Origin of the sequence: Bacillus cereus group sp. N14 (assembly GCF_016483555.1) — a bacterium.
Lineage (GTDB): Bacteria > Bacillota > Bacilli > Bacillales > Bacillaceae_G > Bacillus_A > Bacillus_A wiedmannii.
In genome coordinates, this window is record NZ_JAEHBQ010000004.1 from 48,600 (window position 1) to 68,530 (window position 19,931).

Here is a 19,931-nt window from a genome sequence, read left to right on the forward strand (position 1 = left end):
TATGTACAAAAGGAGGTCTAAAATTTATGCGCGCTTTCGTTATTATTGCTTTAACTTTTTTAAGTGTGATTAGCTGGGATGCGTTTTTTAAAGATAAAGGTGACCAGAAAGATACAACTGAATAAACACCATCTCTTTCTTACTAATTGGACAAACCGTTAAAAACTGTCCAATTCTGCAAAATAACTTAGGCTTTTCTACAAAAATATTTAAACATAACAATTTTTGTAGATTCCCTCCGTTTATTGTCGGTTTCCATCCGCATACATTTTTTGAAAGTATGATATAATAATATAAATCTTGAAGGAAGGGATTTTGATATCATGATCGCTCGAAGGAGCATGTGGCATCGTATTGACGAATCATACACGTAGCGTATTTTTCAGCTTAGATACTTTAGTCTAGCGAAAAAAATACGAGAGTGGGGAAATTATGATTGCCCGAAGGATAATTTGGCAAAAAAAAGACTCTTCTTACACATAGCGTTTTGTTTAGGACTTAATTGTTACTAGCTAAACAAAACAAAGAAGAGCAGGATTGCTAAATGAAGAATCCTACTTCACGTTTTGTTTAGTCGTTTTAAGACTTAAACTAAAACGAAGGTAGGGAGAATTGATGGACGAGAGGATTATTCGTTATTTCTTCAGCGACATATAGCGTAGTTAGTTTTTTTAGTAAACTAACTGAAGCTACATGTGAGCTCGTAGTTAGTTTACAACACAAAAAGGACTACTAACTACGGAAAGAAGGAATAACGATGAGGAACATCCAAAGTCGACAAATTATTAAAGAAGTTTTTATGGTTTTAATCGGTTCATTTATTTTAGCAGCAGCGCTATATCACATTCACTTCCAAAACCACTTAACAGAAGGTGGCTTTGTAGGTATTGCACTATTCATCCAAAATTTTTATGATATTTCACCATCTATTTCAACTGTAATTATGGATATCCCAATTATTTTACTGTGTGCTTCATTTTTAGGTAGAAAAATGGTTGGTTATTCATTCCTAGGTTCGATTTCATTCGGAGTATTTTATTCTCTTATGGAAAATTATTCTCCATTTACGGTAGATTTATCAAATAATTTATTTGTAGCTGCAATAGTTGGCGGTGCGTTAGCTGGTATTGGACTCGGTTTTATATTGCGATTTGGCGGTGCAACCGGTGGAGACGATATTTTAACAATTGTATTAAGTAAACGAACTCGCTTTACAATTGGGCAAATTTTCTTCGTCTTTGACGCGATTGTTCTTGCGCTTTCATTATATTATTTAAATTGGACAGAAATTGCTTTCACTATTCTTTCGATTGCCGTACAAGCAAAAACATTGGATTTAATTTATTATCCAAAAGCAGAAAAAAAAGCGGAAAAGCAACCAGTATCTGTTCCAATGCCAAAAAAACATGCAACAAATTAAAAAAGCGAAAGGCTTCGGCCTCTCGCTTTTTTTACGCTCTCTTTTCTTTTTCAACTATGTGGCGCACTTGATAAAATCTATTTGCAAATTCAGTAACGTTTCTTGTTAAACGATAGTTCACTGTAGACCCGATTGCCATTCCAATTACCGGAATACCTTGGAATAATTTACGACGAAGAGCATAAATCGAAAATGTTTTCAAAATTTGTTTTAACACAACTTCAGTAGAAGCTGGTTGTAACACCGCTTCGTCTCCTTCGTAGAAGAACGAATCTGCTTGCTCTAGCTCTTGCAATAAATTGTACCATGCGTATTGCTGAAGTCTTCCTGGTAGTAATGACGCATGAAATACCTTTAATGCAAGCATCATTTCATAAGGCTTGTTCACATCATGCCCAAATGATGTTGCAATAAGTTGGACAGCCTTCACATTTAACGCAATCATAACCGGAAAATCAGCCGTTAATAATAATAAACCTCCGACACCCGTTGCTCCGCCTTGTACGAATGAATATAGGCGATGACGTGCTGTTTGCTGCTCTGCTATGTATGTTAACTGATCAATAGATAATGCTTTCAAATCTTCTAGTTGCTCAATCGATTCATCAAACAATCTCGACGTTCCTAAAATACGATTACGCGCATCTAGCTGTGATTGTGAACTTTGAATCAATGCATGCAAATGAAAGAGCCATCCATCTGCTTTCGTAAAGAAATCTTTTCGTTTTTTCTCAGGCAATTTCGCAATTGTCGTATGTACCCATTTATCAAAGATTTTTTGAAAATCGGTCGCTTCTTGCTCCACTAATTGCGATTCCCATTCTTTTATATTGTCTAAAATGGCTTGTTCTCGCTTCGATCGCATCGTAACAACCACCTCGTTCGATTTTTTTCTATTGTAACATATTTCTGCTTCTTCTTTGCAAATATGCTTGTCTATATTCATTCACATACCATTTTTTTATGGCATAAAATATTAACAAAAAGGATGAGATGAATCACATGAATCTATCCAATATAAAAAAAGAATATAATGTCGTATTCAGCTTAGGACAAAACTGTTGGCCTGCTTGGGCCTTATATCAATTCGGATTATCACCCTTTTTTGGTGTTATCGATTTTATGCTAAGCCCTTCATTAGAAAAAGTGAATGTATTATTACAAAATCGATTTGACCGTTTTTTACATTTCGAAAACTTATCCTTTATCTCATTTTGGGATGATGATGCGAAATTAAGACTAAGGGACAACCTATATGAAATCGACTCCTGTCACGACTTTAAAACAGATGTAAACACACCAACTTCTTGGCCTTCTTATTCAGAAATCAAGCTAAATTATGAGCATCGAATTACTCGTTTTCTAACTACAATTGAAATGGAAAAATCCATATTGTTTATTCGAACTGGAGGAACATACGAAGAAGCACGATCTCTGGAACAAATTTTATCTCAAATAGTTAAACATAAATTCTCTGTCCTATTACTACTTCCTGCAGATGTACCAACTGTTGCCCAAGAAGATTGGGGATTACAAAATATTTGCGTTATAAAATGCCCTATTATGGATGTATACCAGTACAATGAAGCATTTTGGCATGACTTATTTGATGGGATTACGATTAGACCGCAGGCTTAAATACACGATACTTTTTATTACACACTGCCTTATAATCATCCTTATACAAAAGAAATAAGGAGTGATTATATATGTATCCACGTGCAAAGGCTTTTGGTCTTGCTACACATCAAGGTCGCCTTCTCGTACAAGAATATCATACAGGCGATGAAACGTATTACCGACCTCTTGGCGGCTCAATTGAACTTGGTGAAAAATCAGCACATACCGTTATTCGTGAATTTAAAGAAGAGCTTCATACAGAAGTGGAAATCACCAATTATTTAGGCTGCTTAGAAAACATCTTTCAGCTAGATGAGGGAATTGGTCATGAAATCATTCAGCTATATTCTTTACGCTTATTAGACACATCACTATATGAAATGGAAAAAATGAATATACAAGATGAGCAAACAGTATCGTATGCGAAATGGATTCCCGTTACAGTATTCATTCAGAAGAAGAAAGTACTATATCCAGATGGAATTTTAAATTATATACAAAAGAAAAAAGACGAAATCCTATAGGATCTCGTCTTTCTTTTCATATAGTATATTAACCAATATCTCCAAGACGTAGTACGTCACGAGCAATCATAACTTCTTCGTCAGTTGGAATTACGATAATTTTTACTGGAGAGTGTGGGAAGCTGATGAATGCTTCTTCACCAAATACGTTATTACGTTTTACGTCGAAGTATACGCCCATGTACTCAAGGCCTTCTAATACGCGCTCACGAATAATTGCACTGTTTTCACCTACACCAGCTGTGAAGATGATTGCGTCTACACCTTTCATACGAGCAGTGTAAGAACCGATGTATTTGTGTATACGGCTTACGAATACATCAAGTGCTACTTTCGCACGGTGGTCGCCTTCTTCTTCTTTCGCAATGATGTCACGTAGGTCACTAGAGTAACCAGTAAGACCTAACATACCACTCTTCTTGTTTAATACGTTAACTACTTCTTCTACTGTTTGGCCTGTTTTTTCCATGATGTATGGAATTAACGCAGGGTCAAGGTTACCAGAACGTGTACCCATTGTTACACCAGCAAGTGGAGTGAAGCCCATAGAAGTATCGATAGATTTACCGCCTTCTACTGCTGCGATACTTGCACCGTTACCTAAGTGACAAGAAAGTAAGCTTAAGCTTTCAAGTGGACGACCTAATAATTCAGCCGCACGCTCAGTTACGTATTTATGAGAAGTTCCGTGGAAACCGTATTTACGGATACCGAATTTTTCATAGTACTCATATGGTAGGCTGTATAAGAATGCAGATTCCGGCATTGTTTGGTGGAATGCTGTATCGAATACTGCTACTGCTGGTACGTTTGGTAATACTTCTTGGAATGCTTTAATACCAACAAGGTTTGCTGGGTTATGAAGTGGTGCTAAATCGCTTAACTCTTCGATATCAGCTAATACTTCATCAGTAATTAAAACAGAGTCAGCAAATTTTTCGCCGCCGTGAACAACACGGTGACCGATACCGCCAATCTCATCTAGAGACTTAACGATTCCGTTTTCAGTTAATTTTTTAAGAAGCATATTTACTGCTACTGCATGATCTGGAATATTTGTAATTTCTTTTTGTTTTTCGCCATCTACAGTAATAGTGAAGATACTATCTTCTAAACCGATACGTTCTACTAAACCTTTTGTTAATACTGTTTCACTTGGCATTTCAAATAATTGGAATTTTAAGGAAGAGCTTCCTGCGTTAATCGCGATGATTTTTGACATCTAGTCTTTCGCCCCTTTTTCTCTTGGTAGTTGTGTGGATATGTCCACAAACCGCTCGATTTTATCTGATCAAATTCACTAAATATGAAAACGTTTCATCATTATTGAATTTTATACTCACGATTTTAATTTAAACATCGTCCGACATATATTTCAAGTGAAAAAATTGTAACACCAAGAAAAAATATATATTACAGATTTCAAAAAAATTCAGTTTAATCTAGTATATATTTAAAAATATGACATATCATATAAAACTGTACTACATGAATTACTAACCCTGTTACATATACCTTGCCTTATTTGTGGGTTGCAAACCAAGTATTTAATTGATCCATAATGTTCTCCATCGCCTTCATGTTGGAGAATTTAGGTAACTCCACTAATAACGCCTGTTTTGGCATTGTTACACTAGGACCTTTCTTTTGGAGAACAAATATACTTTTTGCATTTTTCTCGTTTTTAAACATGGAAACAGGTAGCTGTAATAGCCCTTGAATAAAACATGTTTCTTTAATAAATGCATGTAATTTGGGTGCTTGATCACTTTCAAAAATGAAGTTTGGTACTAGGAAGAATAAGTACCCGCCTTCTTTCGTATGTTTCACACTTTGTTCAATAAATAGGTGATGGGCATACGACATTCCTTCATCTGCTTTTAACTTATATTCACTTGCACCAATTTCATTTGGATAGTAACCAATCGGTAAGTCTGAAACGACTGCATCAACCGGATCGATATAAAGTGGCGCTAGTCCATCTTGATGGAAGAATTCGATTGCATGCTTTTGTAAATTTGCATTTACTAAAGCAAGTTTAATTAGCACTTCATCCACTTCTACACCAAATCCACTCATTGCTAGTCCTTCTTTGGCGCTATTAAATACTGTAGTCATTAAGTTACCTGTTCCAATTGCAGGATCTAAAACAGTAATTTCGTTTTGCCCTTGCATAAATTTATGGAATAAGTAGCTCATGAACATTCCAACTGCATCAGGCGTCATTTCGTGATTCGCTTGTACGCCTTCTTTCATTCCTTTTAAAATGGCTAACTGAAATGCTTTACGAATTTCTTCCCCTTTATATGTTTCTTCATTAAACGTACTATATTCACGATTCAGCCTTTCAATTGCTGATTCGGATAATTCCTCTTGTAAAATTGCTCCTTCAAACAAGTTATCACCTGTTTCTACAAGCGCCTCTAAATATGTTACATCTAATTCTTTACGTAAAACTACCGCAGAAGAATCAAAAATAGAAAATAATGTTTCTACTGTCTGACTCACGTACATTCCTCCTTCTCTCTTTTACACATAACTTATATCATACCACAAAGTGTTTTTTTCCAAAAAGAAAAAGCGACCTCCTGCAAAGAGCTCCCCTTTAAGTTATATATGATATAACGTTTTTTCTCATATATTGGTACCATTACGCAGCAATACATGAGAAAAAACGACCTCTTTATAAGAGGTCATTTCTTTCTCATTATTTTGCCGCTTTAGCTGCTTCTAATGCTGCTTCATAGTTTGGATGGCTTGTACCTTCGCTTACGTATTCTGCGTAAACTACTTTGTCGTTGCTATCTACTACGAATACTGCACGAGCAAGTAAACGAAGCTCTTTCATTACTAAGCCGTAAGCTTCACCGAATGAAAGGTCACGGTGGTCAGAAAGTGTTACAACATTTTCTAAACCGTTTGCTGCACACCAGCGCTTTTGAGCGAATGGTAAGTCAGCGCTAATTGTTAATACTTTCGCGTTTTCAATACCTGCTGCATCTTGGTTAAAACGACGTGTTTGTGCATCACACACACCTGTGTCGATTGAAGGTACAACACTAATTAATTTTACTTCACCTTTGTATGTTTCTAAACTTACTGGAGATAAGTCATTTGCTAATACTTGAAAGTTTGGCGCTTGATCGCCAACTTTAACTTCTGTTCCAACTAAAGTCATTGGGTTACCTTTAAAAGTTACGTTTGCCACTTGAAAATCCTCCCTTATTTAAACAAAATATGTACACTGTAAATGATAGTTTGTCCCTATCGATAATGCAAATAAAATCGCTTTATTTACAAAAAAATTAAAGAAGCTAATCCATTGATTAGCTTCTTTATTTGTTAAATTTGAAATTCAGGATCGTCTTCTTTTCGTTTATCCATCATTTCTTTCACTTTATCAACAGCTTGTGGCGCTAATTCAATTATTTTATCGATGACGTGTGTTTGCTTATCTAAATGCAACACTTTTACACCTTCTCCATTTATAACAAGAAAAGCAACAGGATTAATAGAAACTCCTCCACCACTTCCCCCGCCAAATGGATGACGGCCTGAATGTTCTACTTTGCCAAATTCACTTCCACCAGCGGCAAATCCGAAACTAACTTTCGAAACGGTAAGAATTACACTTCCATCTGCCGCTTTAATTGGGTCACCAACAATTGTATTTACATCAGTCATTTGTTTTAAATGCTGCATTGCGGTTGTCATTAAACCTTGAATTGGATGGTCCATTCTATATCCCCCCTATGCTTGAACAGATTTTTCAGTCGTACCAGATCTTTGTCTTCTCATAAATACGAGTAATTTGATCCCTGTTCTTATAGCACGAAATATGCGAAAAGATGCCGTTAACTCACATCTTGATGCAAATCCTTTCCCTTGAAAAACAGGAGTAATTTCAAATTCTGGTACGTCTACAATATGCATATATTGTCCTACAACTCCAGCAGCCATTCCTTTTGTCCCCCATGCATATCCAGTGACAATTCCAGTGCTAGCTGCGTCGCCTGCTCCAATTTGCGTATGCCATTTCCACCCATTGATTTTCACTCGTTTGAGAAAATCTTTAACAATAGTATGAACTTCTTGTAGCTTTTTTATCAGCTCCCCCATACTATCAAGTTGCGCCATAATTTTATTATCTAATCCACCGTCTTTTTCAGCTTTTTCGATTTTCTGCCCTGTCTTTTTCTGTTGTTTTTCAATTCTTTCCAATACATCAAACGTATATCGAATCATCCATATTTTCACTTGAAACAAACATTGCTTTTCCATTTCTGAATATAAAAATGTCACTTTAAGCTTTATTTTCGACAATAGTATAAGCAAAATAAAAAGGAGAAGAATTATTATTCCAATCACGAGCCACTTCATACGTATCATCCTTTCACTCCGTACCCATTATCGACAAGTTTATTCATCATTAAACAGAACTCTTTAAGATTGAATATAAAAATTTTTCTAAAAACAAAAAAGGATTTTGACATTTTATATCGAAATATATTATTTGAACATATCGTCGGGGAACGTATTTGGATGATATGTAGCACGAAGAACAGAAAATTTAACTGCAGTGGAGGGATACATAATGGCAGATCGTCGCAATTTATTTTTCTTTTATGGTGATGACAAAGCAACGCTCGTTGAAAAAATGAAACCAATCTATCGTATTTTAGAAGAGAATGGATTCACCATATTAGATCATCCAAAAAATGCAAACGCTATCGTCAGTGTTGGAGATGATGCAACTTTCTTACAAGCCGTTCGTAAAACTGGTTTTAGAGAAGATTGCTTATACGCAGGGATTTCTACGAAAGATGAAATTTCGTTCTACTGCGATTTCCATATTGATCACGTTGATACAGCCCTTCAAGAAATTACAAAAAATGAAATTGAAGTGCGAAAATACCCAACAATTCAGGTAGATGTAGATCACGGTACATCTTTCCATTGTTTAAATGAGTTCTCATTACGTTCTAGCATTATTAAAACATTCGTAGTAGATGTTCACGTTGATGATCTATATTTCGAAACATTTAGAGGGGACGGTTTAGTTGTTTCTACCCCAACAGGAAGTACAGCTTACAATAAATCGTTACATGGTGCGGTTGTTGATCCGCTCATCCCATGCTTCCAAGTAAGCGAACTAGCATCATTAAATAACAACACATACCGTACGCTCGGTTCACCGTTCATTTTAAATCACAAGCGTACATTAACTTTAAAACTAAAACCAAACGGTAACGATTATCCTGTTATCGGTTTGGATAATGAAGCGCTTAGCATTAAACAAGTGGAAAAAGCTGTTGTACGCTTAAGCGATAAACAAATTAAAACAGTTAAATTAAAAAACAATTCCTTCTGGGAAAAAGTACAGAGAACGTTTTTATAGTAATCAAATAACCCTCGAATTATGGGATTTCCATAATTCGAGGGTTATTTATTTATCACATGCAACTTAACGCTGTTTCACAAAATATTTTGGAACAGGACAACAGTATATGAAATTATATCAACGATTTTTCAAATATATCTATCGTAACTCAAAATATATCAACGATTTTTCGAATATATCTATCACAAGTCAAAATATATCAACGATTTTAACCAAAATATCAATTTACCGACAAAAATTAACAATATCATCAACCTATCTAAAAAGAGGAAGCAACACCAAAATGTATTTTCAGGCCGTTTCCTCAAACTTTTAGACATCTTTCCTATAAACAATCTCCCCATCAATTACAGTCATTTCTGCTTGTAATTCTTTTATTTCTTCTGCTTCTATTTCAAAAATATTGCGGGCTAATATCGTAAAGTCCGCTTCATATCCTTTTGTAATTTGTCCTCTCTTCGCTTCTTTTCCAATTGCATAGGCACTTCCTGTCGTAAATAAAGAGACAGCCTCATATACCGTTAATCTTTCCTCTGGCATATAGCATAAACCGTCAATAAAACTTCTACGTGTAACAGCGCTATATATGCCTAAAAACGGATTCACTTGTTCAATTGGTGCGTCAGACCCACCGTTGCAGTGTAATCCTGCTTCCAGTAACGTCTTCCAAGCGTATGCATAACGAAGACGATGCTCGCCTAGTTTTTCAATGACCGATGGGAAGTCCGATGACACAAAGACGGGCTGAATATCGATAATAGCCGTCAAGTGTTGCATTCTCTCAATCAACTCTTCACGAGCTAACTGACAATGAATAATGCGGTCGCGTAATCCTTCTACTGGTGGATATAATTCAAGTGCATCAATGACATATTCAAGCGATAAATCACCGATTGTATGAATCGCAACTGGCATATGGAAATCACGTGCTTTTTTCACTAACTCCGCAAGCTCTTCACGTGAGAAGATTGCAACTCCATTTGTTTCCTGCGCATCTTCATACGGTTCACTTAATAAAGCTGTTCTTCCGCCAAAAGAGCCATCAGAAAAAATTTTCATCGCACCAAATTCAATATAATGCTCATTTTCATATTCTTTTCGCTCATGTGCCACTTCATGGTGAACGAGCAAGTGCGCTTTAAATGGCATTTCTTTTATAACATGAGAAAACGCATTATGCGTTTTTCTAAAACCACCGTAATAATTTAAATCTTCCGTATGCCCACCAACGAGTCCATATTGCCAACAGTCTTTTATCGCTGTTTGCAGAGCTCTTTGTAAGTAGGCTTCATCAATTTCAGGCTGAACATGTTTTATTAGTTCTTGTCCTTGTTCATATAAAAGCCCTGTTACATTATTCAATGCGTCCCGGCCGACTTTTCCTCCTTTCGGGTCTTGCGTCGTTTCTGTTATGTTCGCTTCTTGCAATATGTATGAATTCACCCATGTAACGTGGCGACAAACCCGCTTTAATAAAATTGGATGTTCTGTAGAAATTTCATCTAAATCACGTACATGAACTTGTTTTGTATCTGTAAAGTTATTTTCATTCCAGCCTTCTCCAATAATCCAAGAGCCCTTTGGAGCTTCTTCCACTCGCTCCCGCACAAGAGTCAGCACTTCGCTATAAGATGTACAGTTTGATAAATCTAAACGAAGTAATCTCTCTCCATGACCAATAAGATGCATATGACTATCAACGAGACCTGGAATCATCGTTTTCCCTTTTAAGTCGCACAACTTCACGTCTGAATATTTGCTTTCTAGTTCTTCCTTACTCCCGGCATCAACGATCATACCCTTTTCAACATAAATAGCTTCTACTTTTTCATTCTCTTCTCGCATCGTGTAAATGGTGCCGCCATACCAAATCTCTCCCATATACTCATCCCCTTTTCCTTAAGTCTACGAAATTAATCCGTATAAAAAAAGCACCATTCCGATTAAAAATGGTGCTTTTCCAAAAATTAATTTTGTTCAGTAGGATTCGTTGTAATTTGCCATTCAATGCTAAATTTATCTTTTAGTTGTCCGTATGCTGGGCTCCAGAACGTTTCTTGAAGTGGCATAATAACTTCTCCACCCTCTTGTAACTTTTCGAATACTTCTTTCGCTTTTTCTCCATTACTAATTTGAATTGCAATTGTTACTTGAGATCCGATTGCATGCCCTTGACCTGGGAATGTATCAGAAATCATAAGGTCCGTATTACCAACTTTTAAAGTAGCATGTAAAACGCGCTCTTTTGCTTCAGCTGGAATCGGGTATTCTGGATTTTCAGGCATGTCACCAAAAGTTTGCATGACTTCTACTTTTGCGTCTAACGCCTCTTTATAAAACTGTACAGCCTCTTGCCCACTACCATCTAAAACTAAGTACGGATTAATACCTAAAATCATACGGACACCTCTTTTTTTAGTTTATAAAATCGAACTTATGTTCGTTTTTATATTATCATTGTTTGGCATTTCATTCAACTATTTCCTTCACTGTTTTCAAAATTATTTTGACGGAATCTCCATCTCTTGTTTTCTAAGTTCAATACGGCGAATTTTTCCAGAAATCGTTTTTGGTAGTTCATCTACAAATTCAATTTTGCGAGGGTATTTATATGGTGCAGTGAGTTCTTTGACGTGTTGTTGGAGTACTGGAATTAATGTTTCTTCGTTCTTGTCTATATTCTCTCTTAATACGATAAATGCCTTCACGACACTTCCGCGAATTTCATCAGGGCTTGCGACAACCGCACACTCTCTTACGTAAGGATGTTTTACGAGCGCATCTTCTACTTCAAACGGCCCAATTGTATAACCAGAGCTAATAATAATATCATCACCGCGCCCTTCAAACCAGAAATAGCCTTCTTCATCTTTCTTCGCTTTATCACCGGTAATATAATAATCACCGCGGAATTGCATCGCTGTGCGCTCATCGTCTTTATAATATTGTTTAAAGAGGGCTGGTGTTTCAATGTGAACTGCGATATCACCAACTTCTCCTACCTTTACCGGAATACCTTCCTCATCTACAATATCAACGTGGTTGCCTGGCGTTGGTTTTCCCATTGATCCTGGTCTAATATCCATTCCTTTCATTACACCAACAAGTAATGTGTTTTCCGTTTGCCCATAGCCGTCTCTTACTGTAATATTAAAGTGCTTTTGGAACGTTTCAATGACTTCTCTATTTAACGGCTCACCTGCGGATACAGCGCTATGTAACGCTTCTAAATTGTACTGGCTTAAGTCTTCTACCTTTGCCATTAATCTATACTCAGTTGGCGTACAACAAAGCACATTCACCTTATTATCACCTAATAAGTTTAAATACGTTTTTGGCTCAAACTTACCGTGGTATACAAATCCTGTTGCACCTGAACCGAGAGTTGCTACAAACGGGCTCCAAATCCACTTTTGCCAACCTGGACTAGCCGTCGCCCATACAACATCATTCTCTTCAATCCCGAGCCAATTTGGAGCGCTCGTACGTAAATGAGCGTATGCCCATGCATGCGTATGAACAACACCTTTTGGATTTCCTGTCGTCCCTGACGTGTAAGATAAAAAGACCATATCTTCTTTATCTGTCTTCGCCATTTCTAACAGGTCACTTTCTGTTTCTAACGCTGTTTTTAAATTAATCCATCCATCTACTGACTGCTCGCTCAGAACGAATTTTTGAAGAGATTCCATCGCTTCTATATCATCAAACTGCCCAATGTACGGCTCATAACTTACGATTGCTTTTACTTCCCCGTGCCCAATGCGATATTCGATATCCTTCTTGCGTAACATTTCCGAACTCGGAATTACGACAAATCCTGCTTTAATCGCAGCGATATACGTCATGTACGCTTCAATTAAACGTGGCATCATAATGAGGAGCTTGTCCCCTTTTTGCAAACCACTCTTTATAAAAGCGTTTCCAATTTTATTCGCGCCTTTCATTAACTCAGCGTATGTAACTTCTCGTCTATACCCTTTATCATCTTGCCAAATTAAAGCAAGCTTCTCTTTATCACTTGTATATTTCTCTATTTCAGAAACTAAATTATAAGACGCTGGCGCCAACAATTCTTCTCTCTTCATACAATATCCTCCTCCATTTCTATGCCTCCCTTATATAATAAAGAATTTTCAGTCAATTTTGAACCCTCTTCTTTTGACAAATTTTTTATATCTATGTCGAAATGAATGTATAACTGTGCAAACAACAAAAAGAAAGAGCGGGAGAACCCGCTCTTTCTAAGCCATCATATATGGGATTATTTTTGGAAACCGCCTAATTGTTGCTCAGCTAGTGAAACTAGACGTTTAGTGATTTCACCACCAACAGAACCGTTAGCGCGAGCTGTTGCATCTGCTCCAAGTTGAACACCAAACTCTTGAGCGATTTCGTATTTCATTTGGTCTAATGCTGATTCAGCACCAGGAACCGCTAATTTATTTGTGCTACGTGACATGTTATATCACCTCCTTGTGAGTATAGAGTGTGATAAATAACATGACTTCATACACGTTTTATATTTGGTAATTTATGGTTTTAGAAAAGTTCTTCGAATTTTTCTTCTTCCGCCACTACTTCTACCGTTTGTAATACCATTGTTTCTTTGTTCGCTACAGCTTCATCGATTAATGGTGTGAAATCGTATTTCGCTTCAAAACGATTCGCTTTTTCACGCTTCGGCTTCGTCGCTGGGCTTGCTGGTGTGAATACTGTACAGCAATCTTCGTACGGACGAATTGAAATATCATATGTGCCGATTTCTTCAGCAATTTTAATAATTTCTAATTTATCCATCGTAATAAGTGGACGAATAACCGGATAGTTTGTTACTTCGTTAATTGTATGCATACTATCTAACGTTTGGCTTGCTACTTGTCCAAGACTTTCACCAGTCGTGATTGCAAGTGCATTACGTTCCTCTGCAATACGCTCTGTAATACGCATCATCATACGGCGCATAACTGTCATTGAATAGCTAGATGGAATTTCTTTATTAATCGTTTTTTGCACTTCTGTAAATGGAACAAGGTGAAGCGTTACACGTTTACAGTACTTCGTTAACTCTTGTGCTAAATCGATTACTTTTTGTTTTGCACGCTCGCTTGTGAAAGGTGGGCTATGGAAATGAACTGCTTCCACAGACACGCCGCGTTTCATCGTTAAGTACGTTGCTACTGGGCTATCGATACCACCAGAAAGAAGTACCATTACTTTTCCGCCAACGCCAACTGGTAAACCGCCAGCTCCCATATGCTCACCACACATAATATAGCTGTAACCACTGCGAATTTCTATACGTACATTCACATCTGGATTATGAACATCTACTGTGATATCCTCTGTATTTTCTAAAATGTGTCCACCGATTTCTGGAAGTAACTCCATCGTCTTCATTGGGAAGCGCTTATCAGAACGGTGCACTGTAATTTTAAATGTTTTCACATCATCTTTTACTTGTAAGAAAGCTGCTAATGCACCCTTTTTAATATCTTCTAATTCTGATGGTACTTTCATCGCTAAGTTAAACTTATGAATACCGAATACATCTTTCAATCTTTCAGAAATTGCTTCATGGTCTTCGCCATTTAATTGAATGTACATACGGTCATGCGTTGCATCGATTTTAATATTTGGGAACTTTTTCAGTTTGAACTTTACGTTATCTTTCAATGTGCTTACAAATTTAGAGCGGTTTTTACCTTTAGTCGTCATCTCTCCATAACGAACTAAAATATATTCATATGTCATCATATTCCTTTACCTCATCACTTCATATAATTTTGGCATCGTCTCTTTCACAATACCTTCAAATTGTTTTACTTCTTCCATCGTGTTTTCTGGTGCCAAACTAATACGAATAGCACTTGCAGCAGCGGCATGGGGTACTCCCATTGACACTAACACTCTGCTCACTTCATTTGCTTTTGAAGAACAAGCAGACTTCGTCGATACATATACACCGTGCTCTTCTAAAGCATGAACGACCACTTCTGGTTTTAAACCAACAAATGACACATTTAAAATGTGCGGTGCTGCATATGCAAGCGACGTATTGATTGTTACATCTTCCATCTCTTTCAAAAAACGGACAAGCTCTGTTTGTAAATTGTGCAAATGAGCTATCTTTTCTTTCACTTGTTCCATTGTCATGCGAAGTGCTTTCACCATCGCTACAATGCCAGGTAAGTTTTCTGTACCAGAGCGATACTTAAGCTCTTGTTGACCACCTGATAAAATTGGATCTAACCTTACGCCATCACGTACATAAAGAAGACCCGTTCCTTTTACACTGTGGAATTTATGTCCAGATATTGAGCAAAGATCAATATGAGAAGCATATAAATCAAGCGGTACTTTTCCTATCCCTTGTACATGGTCCACATGGAATCTTATTTTCGGATAGTTCGATAATAACGTTCCAATTTCAGCAACAGGCTGAATTGCTCCAGTCTCGTTGTTCACGTGAATAATTGAAACAAGAATCGTATCTTCACGAAGTGCTCGTTTTACATCCTCTACCGATACAACACCATGCTCATTAACCGGTAAATATGTTACATCAAAACCGAGATCTTCTAATTGTTTATATGCTTCAAACACAGACGCGTGTTCAATATTTGTTGTAATGATATGTTTACCGCGCGAACGATTCCTCATCGCTATTCCTTTAATCGCAAGGTTATTCCCTTCCGTTCCACCTGATGTGAAAATAACCTCAGAAGGTTTAACATGAAGAAGCTGCGCTGCAATCGTTCTTGATTGTGTTAATAGACGCTCTGCCTCTCCCCCAAGCGAATGAATAGAAGAAGGGTTTCCAAAATATTTCCCAGCAACCGTTACGTACGATTGAAGGGCCTCTGGATATGGCTTCGTCGTCGCACTATTATCAAAATAGATCATCGTTCTTCCCCTTTCAGCGCTATCACATCATATAATCATATCACAAATACGTGTAATTACGCTAAGACTACTCAAAGGTTCCATTTTATCCCGATTGTGAAGGCCGATAATTCATCAGGATGCCCTACTGACTACAGTTTCACTATATTTTAAAACGAATAACCTTACTGTATTCCGCTATTCATTATAGCAACATCGTCCCCAAAATTACACAAAAAAACAAACCCTTATGAAAGGGTTTGTTCATTGTCTACATATTCAGCTATTTTTTGAACAACGCCAGGTTCAAGTTGCTCTAGTACAGAAGCCGCTTGTTCTAAAGCTGCATCGTATTGATATTCACGGAATAATTTCTCCGCATAATTTAAGCTCTCTGCAAGGTTCTCATCATGACTGCGGTAACGATTACCGTATTGAATTAATTTTTCAACTAAATACGCTTGTCCAATTAACTCTTCTGTCATTTCAGCTACACCATTAACAGTTGTGTACGCTTCTTCTAAACTGCTATTTACAGCGTTCATATTTAACGGTTTCACTTCTAACTGTTCATATACAGCTTGCATTGCCATTTGTCCTCTTTGTAAATCTTCCATAATGCTTTCTGGAAGACCTGGCAAATTCGACTTTTGCATAAAACGTTTCGTTTCAAAAATGATATTTCGCATTTCTTGTAACTTCTCACGCGCTTCAAATTCCTCTTTACGCATCGTTTGCAGCATTTCTTTATACTCTGCATGAAGTACTTTTAACGTTTCACATTGCTCATAAACCTCTTCTAGTTCCTCACGAATAATAGAGAAGGCAATATCTTGTTCCGCAACGCGTAATTGCAGCATTTCAAAACGTTTCATTAAAATGTGCATTTGCTTTTCAATTACTTTTTGAGACTCAATGTCCTTATCTTGTAACTGATAACTTTGTTTCACAAGTTGTGTTTCCGCTTTTGTTTCAATCGTTTCAATGCGAATTTCTTCTAAGTCTTCATAAACAGAAAGTGTTTTTTGCTCCACATAATGTCTCGCATGTACTTCTTGTTCCAATTGATCATAGAAGCCATCTAAACGCGTTTTTAAGTTTTCTACTTTTTCAGCTGCTTCCGTTATATGAAGCTCCTGTATATCCATTAAACATGTGTGTAGTTGTGTCGTCATATCACGAACTTCTTTAGGGACTTCCAAATACTCTAATACATAACCTTGTCTTACCATATCATTATGTCCGTGTAATAAATCTTCCAGCTGAACTGGTAACGTCGCTTGACACTCTACCAATAAATCTGGAATTTGGTGAATAATGATTTCTAAGTTTGCCAAACCTTCTTCCAAACTAATAACAATTTCTCTCGCTTTTAAGTAGTCGCCATTATCTGTTGCCTCTTCAAAGCTTTTAAACTTATTAGATTCAGCGTCTAGCATCTCTTCGATTTTCTGCTCTGCTGCTCCATACATATGCCTATGAGCAAGAACACTCTTCTTCATACTACGATATGTATCACGTAACCCTTCAATTTCCGAGCTATTTTTTTCATGGCTTTCTAACAATTGCTGTAATTCATTTAAAATGTCTGTAATACGATTATCAGCGTCATCTAAACCACTTATGGATTCATTCATCGCATGCTTTGCTTTTCGGAAGGAGAATTGCGAGGCGAATTTTCGCGCTTGCGCTAAATCTTTGTCTGCTTTCGGAAGGGTTGTTGATACAATCTCATCCCATTCTTCACGCCATTTACCAAACAGTTCTTCTGTTTGACCTGTCATATTTAAGTCTTTCACCCGTTTTAGTTCATCTGCCACAGGCTTATCTTTTATCTCTTGTTTCCACTGCTCCAGTGCTTCAATATCTTTATATGAACGATTTCTTATCACAAGCTCTATCATGAGCAGCACTAGAATAGAGCTTACTACAATGATAACGATCGTCAGGATAGAATCCATGCAAAAAAGCCTCCTAGTTATATCTCTTTTTTTGTCCGTTCCGTTTATGAAATGGAAGGCATTATGTATAAAAAGGGAATTCCCCTATATTTAACAACTAACAATGTACTAATCATACCATGTAATGGCTTGTTTTTGACCTAGTTTTTTTTAAAATTTCATGTTTCTTTCAATGCAATTGTAATCTTTCTCAATCTTCTGTTTGGATTATCTCCCATCATCAAATGATTGTAATAACAGGTTCTCTTTCATATGAGATACGAAATAAATTTTGCGCACAAGTGGTGGTTCAATAGAAATTGCATGTACATTCCCTTGCTTTACCGCTTGCTCTACTACCATTTCTGGAAGTAACGTAATACCAAGTCCAGCTCCGACCATTGCAAGCATCGGTTCTGCATAAGAAGTTTCAAATGCAATGATTGGTTTCGCACCTATCCCCTGAAACATATTCGTAATCATTTTCCTTACATCACAGATTTCTGGGTATACGATTAACTTTTCATTTTGCAAATCTTCCATTCGGATCACTGTTTTCTCTTTATAAAGATGATCATTTGAAACGACACAAACAATTTTTTCTTCTCGCATTTCTTTTATACACGTAGCGCCTTCTACTATTGAATCGACGAACATCGCTTCAATCTTCCGTTCTTTAAAGAGTCCCATTAGTACTTTCGTATGCTCAATTTTCCATTCTACTTCGAATCCTTCACCTAATACATCTTTACATTTTGATATGTAATGAGCTGCTAAACTTGGCAATATGCCTATAGAAATTTTCCGCTTCTCCTGAAAAGTCTTCATTTCAGCTTTCACTTCATATATGTGTTCCAAAATCGGTAACATCCTTGTTATAAATAACTCTCCAGCTTCTGTTAATTCCACTCCTTGCGCGGAACGCTTGAGTAAAGTAACCTCTAAATCCGCTTCTAACCTTTGAATTTGCTTACTAAGCGCCGGTTGAGAAATATGTAAAAGCTTACTCGCCTTTGATAAACTGCGCGTATTCTTCACTTCAATAAACGATCGTACTGCCTCCAAATCCATCGTACACACCTCTAACAAAAAGTTATAACTGTCATAAAAAATCGATATTTCCTTCTATAAACAATTACTCTTTATACTTATTTCATCAACTTACTATAACGAAATGAAAAGGGGAAAGATACTCTTGGACAAAAAACAAATGCTACTCGGATCCCTCCTATGCTTACTTGCCGTAACGGCTTGGGGATTTATGTTTCCTGTCATGGCAAATGCTCTGCAGTTTATCGATCCGTTCTTCTTCACAACTATCCGATACGGATCAGCAGCTATTATTTTTCTTATTTTGCTATTCATTACTGAAGGAAAAACTTCACTCCACTTAGAAAAAAGAACACTTTCGTTATTCTTTTACGGAACAGTCGGTTTCGCTGGATATGGTTTTCTCATTTTTTACGGCCAACAACTTGCCGGGCCTTCTGGGGCCATCCATGCTGCGATGATTCAATCTCTTATGCCGCTCATCGCTTTATTATTGCAGTGGATAACAAAAAACAAACGCCCACAAAACTACACATTCCTTTGTATGTTCGTTGCATTGCTCGGTGTTATGCTTGTCATTTCAAAAGGAAATATTCACTTATTATTTGGAGCTGCCAGTCACCTCTCAACAAATATACTTATGCTATGCGGCGTTACTTGCTGGGTCATTTATACGAACGGTGGTGCTCGTTTTCAATCTTGGTCACCACTCAGGTATACGACGTTAACTTGTTTATTCGGCTCAGTTTCACTCATCGTTATCGTCACTTTCTTCACTTACACAAACATCGTTCCTATGCCGTCACTTCGTACCATTATGAGCGTTCGTTTTGAACTCTTGTATATGTCGATTGTTGCAGGTGTTATCGCTGTATTTTGCTGGAACACAGGAAATCGCTATATTTCATCTATTAACGGCATATTATTTATGAATTTAGTTCCTGTACTTGCACTTATCGGTTCCATCTTTCGAGGTTATACAGTCGACAAAATTGAAATTGCCGGAGCCTCACTAACAATTATCGCGCTCTTATGCAACAATGTATGGCAAAGGAAAGAAAGCACAAAAATCCCCACCTCATTTCGTTAGG

At 37.0% G+C, this 19,931-nt stretch carries 19 protein-coding genes; 5 read left to right on the forward strand and 14 right to left on the reverse strand.

Annotation, left to right across the window (positions count from 1 at the left end; translation table 11 throughout):
• Positions 1-757: 757 nt before the first annotated feature.
• A complete protein-coding gene (locus JDS82_RS08110) occupies positions 758-1,420 on the forward strand; it encodes a YitT family protein (RefSeq protein ID WP_001244522.1) in 663 nt (220 codons plus the stop codon).
• Between the two features lie 31 nt (positions 1,421-1,451).
• On the opposite strand, the gene JDS82_RS08115 is transcribed toward JDS82_RS08110, so the two are convergent.
• Positions 1,452-2,285, reverse strand: a complete 834-nt coding sequence (locus JDS82_RS08115) for an EcsC family protein (protein WP_199713052.1) — start codon at positions 2,283-2,285, stop codon at positions 1,452-1,454.
• A gap of 137 nt (positions 2,286-2,422) precedes the next feature.
• On the opposite strand from JDS82_RS08115, the gene JDS82_RS08120 reads away from it, so the two are divergent.
• Together JDS82_RS08120 and JDS82_RS08125 are read left to right on the forward strand one after the other, a co-directional pair.
• Complete coding sequence (locus JDS82_RS08120; RefSeq protein WP_199713053.1) at positions 2,423-3,058, forward strand: DUF1796 family putative cysteine peptidase; 636 nt, start codon at positions 2,423-2,425, stop codon at positions 3,056-3,058.
• Between the two features lie 71 nt (positions 3,059-3,129).
• Positions 3,130-3,564 carry an NUDIX hydrolase gene (locus tag JDS82_RS08125; protein WP_000283494.1) on the forward strand — a complete coding sequence of 145 codons (435 nt, stop codon included), beginning with the start codon at positions 3,130-3,132 and terminating at the stop codon, positions 3,562-3,564.
• A 28-nt stretch (positions 3,565-3,592) separates the two neighbouring features.
• On the opposite strand, the gene ackA is transcribed toward JDS82_RS08125, so the two are convergent.
• The 5 genes from ackA to JDS82_RS08150 form a co-directional block, all read right to left on the reverse strand.
• Positions 3,593-4,786, reverse strand: a complete 1,194-nt coding sequence (gene ackA / locus JDS82_RS08130; protein ID WP_000034572.1) for an acetate kinase — start codon at positions 4,784-4,786, stop codon at positions 3,593-3,595.
• Positions 4,787-5,085: 299 nt separating this feature from the next.
• Positions 5,086-6,072 carry a class I SAM-dependent methyltransferase gene (locus JDS82_RS08135; RefSeq protein WP_000084362.1) on the reverse strand — a complete coding sequence of 329 codons (987 nt, stop codon included), beginning with the start codon at positions 6,070-6,072 and terminating at the stop codon, positions 5,086-5,088.
• A gap of 199 nt (positions 6,073-6,271) precedes the next feature.
• Positions 6,272-6,772, reverse strand: a complete 501-nt coding sequence (tpx, locus tag JDS82_RS08140; RefSeq protein ID WP_076540703.1) for a thiol peroxidase — start codon at positions 6,770-6,772, stop codon at positions 6,272-6,274.
• A gap of 134 nt (positions 6,773-6,906) precedes the next feature.
• Complete coding sequence (gene ytfJ / locus JDS82_RS08145) at positions 6,907-7,302, reverse strand: GerW family sporulation protein (protein WP_000350005.1); 396 nt, start codon at positions 7,300-7,302, stop codon at positions 6,907-6,909.
• Between the two features lie 12 nt (positions 7,303-7,314).
• Positions 7,315-7,953 (reverse strand): DUF2953 domain-containing protein, encoded by a 639-nt coding sequence (locus JDS82_RS08150; protein WP_002107586.1) that lies wholly within the window; start codon positions 7,951-7,953, stop codon positions 7,315-7,317.
• A 205-nt stretch (positions 7,954-8,158) separates the two neighbouring features.
• Here JDS82_RS08150 and JDS82_RS08155 point away from each other — a divergent pair, with 205 nt between their 5' ends.
• Positions 8,159-8,962 carry an NAD kinase gene (locus JDS82_RS08155; RefSeq protein WP_048562115.1) on the forward strand — a complete coding sequence of 268 codons (804 nt, stop codon included), beginning with the start codon at positions 8,159-8,161 and terminating at the stop codon, positions 8,960-8,962.
• A 315-nt stretch (positions 8,963-9,277) separates the two neighbouring features.
• Here JDS82_RS08155 and JDS82_RS08160 read toward each other — a convergent pair whose 3' ends face one another.
• The 8 genes from JDS82_RS08160 to JDS82_RS08195 form a co-directional block, all read right to left on the reverse strand.
• Positions 9,278-10,846 carry an amidohydrolase gene (locus tag JDS82_RS08160; RefSeq protein WP_064470105.1) on the reverse strand — a complete coding sequence of 523 codons (1,569 nt, stop codon included), beginning with the start codon at positions 10,844-10,846 and terminating at the stop codon, positions 9,278-9,280.
• Positions 10,847-10,932: 86 nt separating this feature from the next.
• The gene (locus JDS82_RS08165) at positions 10,933-11,364 is read right to left on the reverse strand and encodes a VOC family protein (RefSeq protein WP_000600355.1); all 432 of its coding nucleotides are present in this window, start codon (positions 11,362-11,364) and stop codon (positions 10,933-10,935) included.
• 102 nt (positions 11,365-11,466) lie between these two features.
• On the reverse strand, positions 11,467-13,053 hold the full coding sequence (gene mbcS / locus JDS82_RS08170) for an acyl-CoA synthetase MbcS (RefSeq protein ID WP_199713054.1): 1,587 nt from the start codon (positions 13,051-13,053) through the stop codon (positions 11,467-11,469).
• A gap of 176 nt (positions 13,054-13,229) precedes the next feature.
• Entirely contained in the window at positions 13,230-13,427 is a 198-nt protein-coding gene (locus tag JDS82_RS08175) for an alpha/beta-type small acid-soluble spore protein (protein WP_000091639.1), read from the reverse strand.
• Between the two features lie 80 nt (positions 13,428-13,507).
• Positions 13,508-14,722, reverse strand: coding sequence for a tRNA uracil 4-sulfurtransferase ThiI (gene thiI / locus JDS82_RS08180; RefSeq protein ID WP_000989273.1), 1,215 nt, complete (start codon positions 14,720-14,722; stop codon positions 13,508-13,510).
• A gap of 6 nt (positions 14,723-14,728) precedes the next feature.
• Positions 14,729-15,871 carry a cysteine desulfurase family protein gene (locus JDS82_RS08185; RefSeq protein WP_048562112.1) on the reverse strand — a complete coding sequence of 381 codons (1,143 nt, stop codon included), beginning with the start codon at positions 15,869-15,871 and terminating at the stop codon, positions 14,729-14,731.
• A gap of 227 nt (positions 15,872-16,098) precedes the next feature.
• Positions 16,099-17,811 carry a septation ring formation regulator EzrA gene (ezrA, locus tag JDS82_RS08190; RefSeq protein ID WP_064472603.1) on the reverse strand — a complete coding sequence of 571 codons (1,713 nt, stop codon included), beginning with the start codon at positions 17,809-17,811 and terminating at the stop codon, positions 16,099-16,101.
• 207 nt (positions 17,812-18,018) lie between these two features.
• Complete coding sequence (locus tag JDS82_RS08195; protein WP_000362567.1) at positions 18,019-18,861, reverse strand: LysR family transcriptional regulator; 843 nt, start codon at positions 18,859-18,861, stop codon at positions 18,019-18,021.
• A gap of 124 nt (positions 18,862-18,985) precedes the next feature.
• On the opposite strand from JDS82_RS08195, the gene JDS82_RS08200 reads away from it, so the two are divergent.
• A complete protein-coding gene (locus tag JDS82_RS08200) occupies positions 18,986-19,930 on the forward strand; it encodes a DMT family transporter (RefSeq protein WP_061673029.1) in 945 nt (314 codons plus the stop codon).
• Position 19,931: the final 1 nt, after the last annotated feature.

Bases quoted from the DNA above. Each gene is read 5' to 3' on its own strand.
- JDS82_RS08110 (WP_001244522.1), top strand. From the start codon at position 758: ATGAGGAACATCCAAAGTCGACAAATTATTAAAGAAGTTTTTATGGTT.
- JDS82_RS08115 (WP_199713052.1), bottom strand. From the start codon at position 2,285: ATGCGATCGAAGCGAGAACAAGCCATTTTAGACAATATAAAAGAATGG.
- JDS82_RS08120 (WP_199713053.1), top strand. From the start codon at position 2,423: ATGAATCTATCCAATATAAAAAAAGAATATAATGTCGTATTCAGCTTA.
- JDS82_RS08125 (WP_000283494.1), top strand. From the start codon at position 3,130: ATGTATCCACGTGCAAAGGCTTTTGGTCTTGCTACACATCAAGGTCGC.
- ackA (WP_000034572.1), bottom strand. From the start codon at position 4,786: ATGTCAAAAATCATCGCGATTAACGCAGGAAGCTCTTCCTTAAAATTC.
- ytfJ (WP_000350005.1), bottom strand. From the start codon at position 7,302: ATGGACCATCCAATTCAAGGTTTAATGACAACCGCAATGCAGCATTTA.
- JDS82_RS08150 (WP_002107586.1), bottom strand. From the start codon at position 7,953: ATGATACGTATGAAGTGGCTCGTGATTGGAATAATAATTCTTCTCCTT.
- JDS82_RS08155 (WP_048562115.1), top strand. From the start codon at position 8,159: ATGGCAGATCGTCGCAATTTATTTTTCTTTTATGGTGATGACAAAGCA.
- JDS82_RS08160 (WP_064470105.1), bottom strand. From the start codon at position 10,846: ATGGGAGAGATTTGGTATGGCGGCACCATTTACACGATGCGAGAAGAG.
- JDS82_RS08165 (WP_000600355.1), bottom strand. From the start codon at position 11,364: ATGATTTTAGGTATTAATCCGTACTTAGTTTTAGATGGTAGTGGGCAA.
- mbcS (WP_199713054.1), bottom strand. From the start codon at position 13,053: ATGAAGAGAGAAGAATTGTTGGCGCCAGCGTCTTATAATTTAGTTTCT.
- JDS82_RS08175 (WP_000091639.1), bottom strand. From the start codon at position 13,427: ATGTCACGTAGCACAAATAAATTAGCGGTTCCTGGTGCTGAATCAGCA.
- thiI (WP_000989273.1), bottom strand. From the start codon at position 14,722: ATGATGACATATGAATATATTTTAGTTCGTTATGGAGAGATGACGACT.
- JDS82_RS08185 (WP_048562112.1), bottom strand. From the start codon at position 15,871: ATGATCTATTTTGATAATAGTGCGACGACGAAGCCATATCCAGAGGCC.
- ezrA (WP_064472603.1), bottom strand. From the start codon at position 17,811: ATGGATTCTATCCTGACGATCGTTATCATTGTAGTAAGCTCTATTCTA.
- JDS82_RS08195 (WP_000362567.1), bottom strand. From the start codon at position 18,861: ATGGATTTGGAGGCAGTACGATCGTTTATTGAAGTGAAGAATACGCGC.